Raw genomic sequence first — 9,078 nt, forward strand, 5'->3', positions numbered from 1 at the left:
AGGCCTGCTGACAACGTTGTCACACATGGTGGACTCATGTGCGGCGCCGCGTCACGCGACCCCTCGTGGCCGCGCATCTTCACATCTGTATGGTTTGGGGGGTGAAAAGGGGGATTATGGCCAATAGGGGACGCGTGTTGCTGGTGGCAGGATTCGTCCTGGCCGCCCTCAATCTCAGGCCCGCGCTGGCCGGGGTGTCGCCGCTGCTGCCGTCGATCATGGCCGACCTCGGTCTGACCCCGTCCCAGGGCGGGGCGATCACGACGGTCATGGTGCTGTGCCTGGGACTGCTCGGCCCGGTGGCCCCGGCGCTGGCCGGCCGGATGGGCCTCGACCGCACGCTGCTGGCGGGCCTGGTCCTCCTCGCCGCCGGGGTGGCGCTGCGCAGCGCGCCCGGCCTCGTGGCCCTGTACGCCGGCGCCGCCCTGGCCGGCACGGCCATCGCGATCATGAACGTGGCCATGCCCGGCATCGTCAAGCAGCACTTCCCCGGCCGGATCGGCCTGATGACGGGGGTCTACGTCTCGTTCCTGGTGGGCGGGGCCGCCGTGGCCTCGGCCTCGGCCGTACCGCTCGCGGAGCGGGCGGGCTGGCGGGCCGCCGCCGGCTCGGCGGCCGTGCTCGCCCTCGCGGCCGTCGCCCTGTGGGCTCCCCAGGCCGTCCGCAGGCACGGCGGTGGCGGGCGGGCCGGGCACCGGCCGTACCGCGCCCTGCTGCGCAGCCGGACGACCTGGTTCGTCATGGCGTTCATGGGCCTTCAGTCGCTCACGTTCTACATCGTGCTGGCCTGGCTGCCGACGATCTTCCAGTCGGCCGGGATCCCCGCGGACCAGGCCGGGTATCTGCTCAGCCTGACCAACATCGCCCAGATCGCGGCCACCCTCACCGTGCCCGTGCACGCGGGGAAGGCCCTCTCCCAGGTCCCCCACGTGGTCGTGGCCGGGGTGCTCACGATCGCGGGCTACGCCGGGGTGCTGCTCGCGCCCGCGACCGTCCCGTGGCTGTGGATGATCGTGCTGGGCCTCGGGCAGGGCGCGTCGATCGCGCTCGCCCTGCTGATCATCGCGCTGCGGGCCCCTGACGCGGCCTCCGTGACGGCGCTGTCGGCCGTCGCGCAGTCGAGCGGGTACGTGCTCGCCGCCCTCGGCCCGCTGGCCATCGGCCTGCTGCACGAGGCGACCGGCGGCTGGACCGTCCCCCTGCTCGCGGGCGCCGCCGCCTGCGTCGTGCAGATCGCGACCGGCGTCGTCGCCGGTCGCCCGGCTCCCGCCGTCGTCCCGGCCGCCGCCATCGAGGAGCTGCGCTCCTGACGGCCCGCTAGCGGGGGAGCCGTTCCAGGTCGATGTCGATGGGGAAGGGCGCGTCCACGGTCATGCGGGAGTGGTGGATGCCGGTGACCTGGTAGGCGCCCGTGGCGGCGTCGAGGTCGTAGGAGTAGACGAACGGCCGGTTGCCCGAGTTCTCCACCCGCCAGAAGTGGGGGATCCCGGCCGCCGCGTAGTGCCGGGGCTTGACGTCCCGGTCGGGTTCCTCGGTCTCCGGGGCGACGACCTCGATGATCAGCCGTACCTCCTCCGGGAGGTAGTAGGTCCGGGCGTCGTCCGCGGCGGCCAGGTCGTCGACGAGTGAGACGTCGGGGCAGGTGCGGCGGTGCCGGCCCAGCCGCACGTCCATCCTGCTGACCGCGACCACGTCTCCCGGCGCCTGCGCGTTGAGGACCGTGCGCAGGCCGTACAGCATGCGCTCGTGGAAGCGCATCTGCGGGGCCATGAAGATCATCGAGCCGTCGACGAGCTCGGCGTGCCTGAGGACGCCGAGCTCGCCCTCCCCGTCGTCGGAGGCCTGCGGGCCGCCGTCGTCGTCGCCGCATCCGCCGGAGCGGGGGTGGGGCCAGTCATCGAGGAGGCTCGTCATGACACCAAGGGTAGCGCCGCTGTGTAACGGCTTGTGGTCGTTGGATTACTTCCCGTCGAGGACCGCTCCAGCCGGGCGCGGGGTCAGCGGAAGGCGGCGGCGTTTCGGGCCGCCCAGTCGGCGAAGGAGCGCGGCGCGCGGCCGAGGACGCGCTCCACGTCCGGGCTGACCGCCCGCTCGGCCGGCAGCGGGTCGCCCAGGATGGCGAGCGTGCCCTCCACCACGGCCTCCGGCATGACCTCGAGCATCCGCGCCCGGGCCTCCTCCCGGCTCTGCTCGGCGAACCGGACGGGCGCGCCGACGGCGTCGCCGATCGCCGCGGCCCGCTGCCTCGGGGTGACGGCCGCCGGTCCCGTCAGCTCGTACGTCCGGCCGGTGTGGCCCGTTCCGGTGAGGGCCGCGGCCGCCACCTCCGCGACGTCGGCCGGGTCGACGGACGGCAGGCCGACGTCGGCGAACGGCGCGGCCGCCGTGCGTGAGGTCCGGATCGACTCGGCCCACGCGAGCGCGTTGGAGTCGAAGCCTCCCGGCCGCAGGATCGTCCACTCCAGGCCCGACCGCCGTACGGCGTCCTCGAACGCCACAGGGTGGCGGTAGGCCTCGGGCCGGGTGCCCGCGCCCTGGGACGAGAGCAGCACGACCCTGCGAACGCCGCCGGCCGCGGCGAGGCCGAGGAGGGCGTCCGGGTCGTCGCCCGCCACGAGCAGGAACAGCGCGTCGGCGCCGTCGACGGCGCCGCGCAGGCTGCCGGGGGCGGTCAGGTCGGCCCGCCGGTGCTCCACGCCGTACGGGACCGGCGCCGGCGTGCGGGAGACCGCCGCCACCTTCTCGCCCGCCGCGGCCAGCGTCCGCACGAGCTCCCGTCCGACGTTCCCTGTCGCGCCCGTCACCACGATCATGTCTGTCTCCCTCGATATGAGTTAGTTGGCTGACTAACTCGAAACCTTAGGGTGGCGCGATTGCCGTTGTCTATAGTGAGTGAGGTGACTGACTCAACACGGATGCGGCCGGGCAAGCGGGAGCGGCTGGCCGCCGCGGCCCAGCGGGTGCTGCACGAGCAGGGCGTGGAGCGGACGACGCTCGCCGACATCGCGCGGGCGGCCGACATCCCGGTGGGGAACGTCTACTACTACTTCAAGACCAAGGACCAGCTGGTCGAGGCGGCCATCGGCGCGCACGCGGGCGACCTGCGCTCGGTGCTCGACGCGCTCGACCGGCTGCCGGCGCCGCGGGAGCGGCTCACCGCGCTCCTGCGCGGATGGGTGGCGCAGCGCGAGGTCGCGGCGCGGTACGGCTGCCCCACCGGGACGCTCGCCTCGGAGCTCGACAAGCGCGACGACGGCCTCGACCGGGCCGTGGCCGGGGTCATGCGGGTGCTGCTCGACTGGGCCGAGGAGCAGTTCCGCCAGATGGGCCGCGACGACGCCCGCGAGCTCGCGGTCGCGCTGGTGGCCGCCTACCAGGGGATCTCCCTGCTCACGAACACCTTCCGCGACCCCGAGCTCATGGCGGTCGAGGGGCGGCGGCTGGAGCGGTGGATCGACTCGCTCGCCTGAGGGATCAGGCCGGGTCGACCGGTCGCAGCTCGTCGGCGTAGCTGACCGACTGCCGGCGCATCATGCCGTCCTTGTCGATGGAGTACTGCCCCATCCGCCACAGGGGCGGCGAGTAGGCGTGGATCGACACCGTGCCCTGGCACTCGCCGGTGAGGCGGTGGATGTGGTCGGGCCCGAACGAGAACGACTGCCCCTCGGTCACCAGGCTCTCCAGGTGCTCGCCGCCGATCCGCGGGTTGCACTCCCTGAGCTCGCCCGCCACCACCGTGACGGCCCCCGACGAGATGTCGTGGTCGTGCCAGCCGGTGTCGTCGCCCGGCCGCCAGCACAGCAGCCACACGTCCACGTACGCGTCGCGGTGGAGGGAGGCGTAGTGACGTCCCCCGTCCTGCGACCCCTCGAAGCCCAGGTGGTGCGTCCACAGCTCGGGCCGGGCGGCCAGGTCCTCCACCAGCGCGGAGAGTTCGCGGCGATCGAGCGGGCGCGGGGGAAGCTCGTCGAAGGGAGCACAGCTCTCGGCGACCTGGACGGTGGGCGTGCTCATGACTGCGACTCCTTCCGGGTGAGCAGGCGGTGGGGGTTGACCACCGTGATGGCGTGCCGTGCGGCGTCGCCGAGGTCCGGCGACGGCGCCTCGGCGTACGGTTGGTCCGAGCCGTTCACGACGACGTCGATGCCGAGCTCGCGGATCACGGCGTCGACGGCCCGGGGACCGTAGGAGGAGGTCTCGACGAACAGGTCCGGGTCCACCAATCCCCGGCCATGGCCGCCGCGGTTGATCTGGCGCTCGGAGTGCAGCGGCGCCAGCCCGGCGAGCAGCGCGAAGCAGACCCGCAGCCGCGGGTGCCGGGGGCGGCCGAAGGCCTGGAAGGCGTACCAGGCGGCGTGCATCTGCTGGACGTACGGCACGACGGCGGCCCACCACACGGGCTCGGAGCCGGCCGCGCCGCCGGCGGCGGCCCCCGGGTGGACGAACAGGGGGAGCCCCCGCTCCTCCAGCACGTCGAGCAGCGGGGCCGCCCGCCGGAGTCCGGCGTCGTCCTGGACCGCCGTGGCGGGGAGCTGGAGGCCCGCGAAGCCCTGGTCGAGCGTCGCGGCGAGCCGTACCGGATCGGGATCGGCGACGGGGGCGGCGGCCCAGGCTCCGAACGGCGCGGGCAGCGCGCGGGCGCCCTCGTGGTAGGCGTCGACGAGCGGCCACGCCTCGGCGGGCGGGAGGTGCTCGATCCCGAGAGGGCTCGACAGCGAGACGAGCGCGAGCTCGAGGCCGGCGTTGCGCTTGAGCCGGGAGTCGAGGTCGTGGTCGGCCGGGTCGACCTCGAACGGCGTCTCGCCCTCCAGGACGAGGGTCCAGCCGTCGAGCACAGGGGGCCGGGTGCGGGCCCGCAGGGCCTCCAGGAACGACGGCGTCCACAGGTGCTGGTGCACATCGACGGCCATCGTTCACCTCCCGGTTCTTCTCATTCCCGACAGACAATACATGTAATACACGAGGTACCGCGACGTCAATGAGGTGAAGCGTTTCAGTGAGCCGTTTCAGTGAAACGCTTCAGTAGATGGAGTGTCAAGACCGCGAGCCCGTCGCGGCATAGGGTGACGGAGTGGCCAACCGCAAGCGCGCGACCATCCGCGAGGTGGCCCAGGCCACGGGCCTGTCACCCGCGGCGGTGAGCTACGCCCTGCGGGGGCTGCAGGTGTCCGAGGAGACCAAGCAGCGCGTGCGGCGGGCCGCCGAGGAGCTGGGCTACGAGGCGCACCCGATCGCGCGGGCCCTCGCCAGCGGCAGGACCGGCATGATCGGCCTGCTGTGCGGCTCGCTGGAGGACCTGTGGCAGCAGTCGCTCGCCGTGGGCATCGGGCGCGCGCTGCGGGAGAAGGACCGGTACGCGCTGATCCTGGACGCCGCCGGCGACCCCGCCCGGGAGCGTTCGCTGGCGCTCCAGCTGCGCGACCAGCGGGTGGACGGGCTGATCGTGCAGCCGGTGGACCCGTCCGCCCTGTTCTGGGGAGACCTCGCCGAGTCGCTCCCGATCGTGACCATCGGCGACGCGCTGAGCAACGGCCACAGCGCCGCCGAGGTGGTGTTCGACAACCGGCGCGGGGTCACGATGGCGCTGGAGTACCTGCGCTGCCGGGGGCACGAGCGGATCGCCGTGCTCACCCCCACCCGCCCCAGCACCCCGGACAGGCCGGCGGACGTGCACGTCATGGCCGAGGGCCGGCGGCTCGGCCTGGACGTCGAGGTGCGGACGTCGGGGCAGGGCATGGCGGAGTCGGCCCGGGTGGCCGCCGAGGTCCTGGGGGGCGACGACCCGCCCGGGGCGGTGTTCTGCTTCTCCGACTCGATCGCCTACGGCGTCTACAAGGCCGCCGCCCAGCTCGGGCGGTCGATCCCGGGCGACGTGGCGGTGATGGGGTACGACGACCACCCGATGTCGGAGCTCCTGGGCCTGACGACGGTCAACTGGGACCTCGAGGGCATCGTCCGCGCCGCCGTCCGGCTCGTCGTGGCGGCGTCGGACGGCAAGGTCCACCGCCGCCGCATCGTGCAGGCCCCCGACCTCCGGGAACGCGGCTCGGTCTAGGTAATCCGGCCTCAGGGCGCCGACCCCGCGGGACGCCATGGCAGGCGTCCGAAGGGCGCCCTCCTCAGGAGCTGACGCGCATCGTCAATCGGTTGGCACTCCAGTCCAGCGATTTCCGGTCGCACGCGTGCGATCGTCGCAATGTGTTTCCGAACAGAGTGCCGGAGGGGGTGCGTTGTGCGAGTTCGCCCGAGCAATGAGTGGCACTGAGCCCGGAGACCGGTCGTCACGTCCCTCGAGGGGAGGTACGCCATGCGCCGTGACACCGAGTGGCGCTGACCCGTTGGAACGACGTCCGTCTGGAGGGAGGTGCGCCGTGACCGCTCACCGGGGTTCCGAGTGGGGCTGAGCCGTTGGGGACGGCGTCCGTCTGGAGGGAGGTGCGCCGTGACCGATCGCAAGGGATTGGACTGGGGCTGAGCCTCGGCTCGCCCCCACGGGGAAAGCGACATCCGCTGCCCGTCCTCCGGGGGACGGTGGGCGCCTGTTCCCGGCGGCTCGCCGGGTCGGACAGGGGCGCCGGCAGGGGATGAATCACAACCGTACGACCGATCGGCGGCGGCACGCGCGAGGCCGCCGCCGATCAGTCATGTCATGGGAAGGATCACGATGGCGGCGAGTGTTTCGCCCGCTTCCTACGGCGACGTCTTCCGCCTCGGAGAGTTCCGGGCGTTGTGGTCTCTGGTGGTGCTGTCACGCCTCGGCACGCAGTTCGCCAGGGTCGCTCTGGCTCTGCTCGCGTTCCAGCGGACGGGCTCGCCGGCCGTCACCGCCCTGGTCTACGCGCTGACGTTGCTCCCGGCGATCGTGGGAGGATCACTCCTCGGCGGCCTCGCCGATCGCTTCCCGCGCCGCGAGCTGCTCGTGGTGTGCGCCTGCTCGCGCGCCGCGCTGGTCGCCCTCATCGCGGTGCCGGGTATCCCGCTCACGGTCCTGTGCGGCCTGGTCTTCGTCGTCCAGACCATCGAGTCGTGCGCCAAGGCCGCGCAGATGGCGCTGCTTCCGGACGTGCTCGGCGATCGGGCGTACTCGACGGGCGTGGCGGCCCACAGCCTCACGTCGCAGGTCGTCGACCTGATCGCGTTCCCGGTGGGGGGTGTCCTGGTGGGAGCGGCCGGACCGGGCGGCGCGCTCGGACTGACCGCCGCGGGCTTCGCCTTCATGGGGCTGGTGGCCCGGACGGGCCTGCGGCCCCGGCCGGCTGCCCGTGCCGGTGCGGCCCTGGGGCGCGGGGGCGATCCGGGGCGAGGGGGCGTCGGCCGCCTCATCCTGCGCGACCCGCTGCTGCGCGGCCCGCTGGCGCTCGCCACCCTGGCCGCGTTCTACGTGGTCCCCGAGGTGCTCGCGGCGCCGTACGCGGCGGAGCTGCGCCTCGGGACGACGAGGATGGGCGTCCTCATGGCCGCCATGCCCGTGGGAAACGTCCTGGGGGTCTTCCTGCTCACCCGGTTCGTGCCCGAGCGGGCGAGGCTCCGGCTGATGGGTCCGCTCGCCGTCGCCGCGGCCCTCCCGCTCGTCCTGTCCGCGATCTTCGCGGGGTTCGTCCCCTCGCTGCTCCTGTGGGGTGTGGTCGGTGCGCTGAGCTCCTACCAGGTGACGGCGAACACGGAGTTCGTCCGGGTCGTCCCACGGGACCGGCGGGGCGCCGCGCTGGGGCTCGCGTCGTCGATCCTGGTGACCTCGCAGGGGGCGGGCATGGTCCTCGGCGGCCTGCTCGCCGAGCACGCCGGCGTGTCACTCACGTTCGCCGTCGCCGGGGCGGGCGGCTGCCTCGTCGGGCTCGTCCCGGCGCTGGACTGGCACCGCGCCCGGCCCGACCTCCGCCGGCGTGACCTGCCCCTCGTCACGACGACCTGACAGGAGATTCCGGTACTCCAGGGGGCTCTGCCCGTAGGCCGCACGGAAGGTCCGGGTGAAGGTGGCGGCGTCGGGGAAGCCCCAGCGGCCGGCCGTGAGGTGGATCGGACGACGGGCGAGGGACGGGTCCGACAGGTCGCGACGGCACCGCTCCAACCGGCCGGCCCGAATCGTCGCCGCCACCGTCAGCTCCTGGCTCTCGAACAGGCGGTGCAGCGTGCGCACCGAGATGTTGTGGGCCGCGGCGATCGTGCCCGGCGACAGGCCGGGGTCGGCGAGGTGACGCTGGATGTATCCCTGGATCCTCAGCAGCAGGGCCTGCCGTTCGGAGTCGGGGGGAAGGGGGGCGCCGGCGTCCAGCCGATGTGCCAGCAACGCGGTGACCAGGTCGAGCAGGACGGTCCCGAGGCGGACGGCGTCCGGTGCCCGGTAGGCGGCGGTGTCGGCGGTAAGGGCCGTGAGGAACGCCGACAGCAGGGCTCCGATGTGGTCGCGACCGGACAGCGGGACGGCGGTGAGCCGGTCGACCCGCCGAGCGGGCAGTGGCAGCAGGGCGCGCGGGAAGGTCACCATGAGCGCCACGGCCGGTTCCCGCCCCTCGGGGACGAGGAGCTCGTACGGCCGGGACGTCTGGGAGAGCGCGAGGCCGGACGGCGGGAGCTCGGCGCCCCTGTGGTCCTGCGTGAGGACGGCCCGCCCCTGCTGGACGTGTATGAGATGGAGCATCTCCGGATCGGACCGGAGGATCCCCGACCGGGTGCGGCGGACGGCGCAGCCGGAGAGCGAGTGGTGGCAGACCCGGACCGCCCCCAGATCCATCGCGCTGACCTGGCCCCGGAACCGCGCGGGATCGCCGCAGCTGACCTCGAGCGGCTCTATCAGCTGGCTGACGTGCTCGACCCAGTGATCGAACCGCTCGGGCACGGGAAGTTGGTCCGTGGACATCACGAGTTCCACCGCATCCCCCTGAAACCACGTCACCACGCCGTCGTCACGGGCTCCCCGTCGCGTCCACTCTAGATCGGCGCCGCCCCATCGAAGCGCCCTCGCGCGTGAGCGGAAGATCGTCAACCCGTGCGCCGCCCCCGCGCGCCGTGGGTCCTGTGCTCCGCACGCGCACGCCGCCGGAGGCCGGCGCGCGGGGAGGTGGCCGGCCCGCCGGCCGG

Annotated in this window: 8 protein-coding genes and 1 pseudogene; 4 read left to right on the plus strand and 5 right to left on the minus strand. The window is 73.4% G+C overall.

Annotated elements, in window-relative coordinates; translation table 11 throughout:
- Nucleotides 1-143 precede the first annotated feature (143 nt).
- Nucleotides 144-1,310, plus strand: a complete 1,167-nt coding sequence (locus MPTA5024_RS32035) for an MFS transporter (RefSeq protein ID WP_232326730.1) — start codon at nucleotides 144-146, stop codon at nucleotides 1,308-1,310.
- A gap of 7 nt (nucleotides 1,311-1,317) precedes the next feature.
- Here MPTA5024_RS32035 and MPTA5024_RS32040 read toward each other — a convergent pair whose 3' ends face one another.
- Both MPTA5024_RS32040 and MPTA5024_RS32045 read right to left on the minus strand, forming a co-directional pair.
- Entirely contained in the window at nucleotides 1,318-1,914 is a 597-nt protein-coding gene (locus MPTA5024_RS32040; RefSeq protein ID WP_036331397.1) for a Uma2 family endonuclease, read from the minus strand.
- Nucleotides 1,915-1,997: 83 nt separating this feature from the next.
- The gene (locus tag MPTA5024_RS32045) at nucleotides 1,998-2,813 is read right to left on the minus strand and encodes an NAD(P)H-binding protein (RefSeq protein ID WP_036331400.1); all 816 of its coding nucleotides are present in this window, start codon (nucleotides 2,811-2,813) and stop codon (nucleotides 1,998-2,000) included.
- An 84-nt stretch (nucleotides 2,814-2,897) separates the two neighbouring features.
- On the opposite strand from MPTA5024_RS32045, the gene MPTA5024_RS32050 reads away from it, so the two are divergent.
- On the plus strand, nucleotides 2,898-3,470 hold the full coding sequence (locus tag MPTA5024_RS32050; RefSeq protein ID WP_232326731.1) for a TetR/AcrR family transcriptional regulator: 573 nt from the start codon (nucleotides 2,898-2,900) through the stop codon (nucleotides 3,468-3,470).
- Nucleotides 3,471-3,474: 4 nt separating this feature from the next.
- Here the strand turns inward: MPTA5024_RS32050 and MPTA5024_RS32055 are convergent, their stop codons facing one another.
- Nucleotides 3,475-4,014 carry a cysteine dioxygenase gene (locus tag MPTA5024_RS32055; protein WP_036331404.1) on the minus strand — a complete coding sequence of 180 codons (540 nt, stop codon included), beginning with the start codon at nucleotides 4,012-4,014 and terminating at the stop codon, nucleotides 3,475-3,477.
- Nucleotides 4,011-4,910, minus strand: a complete 900-nt coding sequence (locus MPTA5024_RS32060) for an amidohydrolase family protein (RefSeq protein ID WP_036331407.1) — start codon at nucleotides 4,908-4,910, stop codon at nucleotides 4,011-4,013. Before MPTA5024_RS32060 ends, MPTA5024_RS32055 begins: the two co-directional genes overlap by 4 nt.
- Nucleotides 4,911-5,071: 161 nt before the next feature.
- Between MPTA5024_RS32060 and MPTA5024_RS32065 the strand changes: the two genes are divergently transcribed.
- A complete protein-coding gene (locus MPTA5024_RS32065) occupies nucleotides 5,072-6,055 on the plus strand; it encodes a LacI family DNA-binding transcriptional regulator (RefSeq protein WP_036331410.1) in 984 nt (327 codons plus the stop codon).
- Between the two features lie 609 nt (nucleotides 6,056-6,664).
- Nucleotides 6,665-7,912 (plus strand): MFS transporter, encoded by a 1,248-nt coding sequence (locus tag MPTA5024_RS43990; RefSeq protein WP_036331413.1) that lies wholly within the window; start codon nucleotides 6,665-6,667, stop codon nucleotides 7,910-7,912.
- Between the two features lie 18 nt (nucleotides 7,913-7,930).
- Here the strand turns inward: MPTA5024_RS43990 and MPTA5024_RS40275 are convergent.
- Nucleotides 7,931-8,857: pseudogene (locus tag MPTA5024_RS40275) on the minus strand (helix-turn-helix domain-containing protein); the annotation flags it as partial.
- Between the last annotated feature and the right edge of the window lie 221 nt (nucleotides 8,858-9,078).

The sequence above is a fragment of the Microbispora sp. ATCC PTA-5024 genome (genome assembly GCF_000511135.2).
GTDB lineage: Bacteria > Actinomycetota > Actinomycetes > Streptosporangiales > Streptosporangiaceae > Microbispora > Microbispora corallina.

Bases quoted from the DNA above. Each gene is read 5' to 3' on its own strand.
- MPTA5024_RS32040 (WP_036331397.1), bottom strand. From the start codon at position 1,914: ATGACGAGCCTCCTCGATGACTGGCCCCACCCCCGCTCCGGCGGATGC.
- MPTA5024_RS32045 (WP_036331400.1), bottom strand. From the start codon at position 2,813: ATGATCGTGGTGACGGGCGCGACAGGGAACGTCGGACGGGAGCTCGTG.
- MPTA5024_RS32055 (WP_036331404.1), bottom strand. From the start codon at position 4,014: ATGAGCACGCCCACCGTCCAGGTCGCCGAGAGCTGTGCTCCCTTCGAC.
- MPTA5024_RS32060 (WP_036331407.1), bottom strand. From the start codon at position 4,910: ATGGCCGTCGATGTGCACCAGCACCTGTGGACGCCGTCGTTCCTGGAG.
- MPTA5024_RS43990 (WP_036331413.1), top strand. From the start codon at position 6,665: ATGGCGGCGAGTGTTTCGCCCGCTTCCTACGGCGACGTCTTCCGCCTC.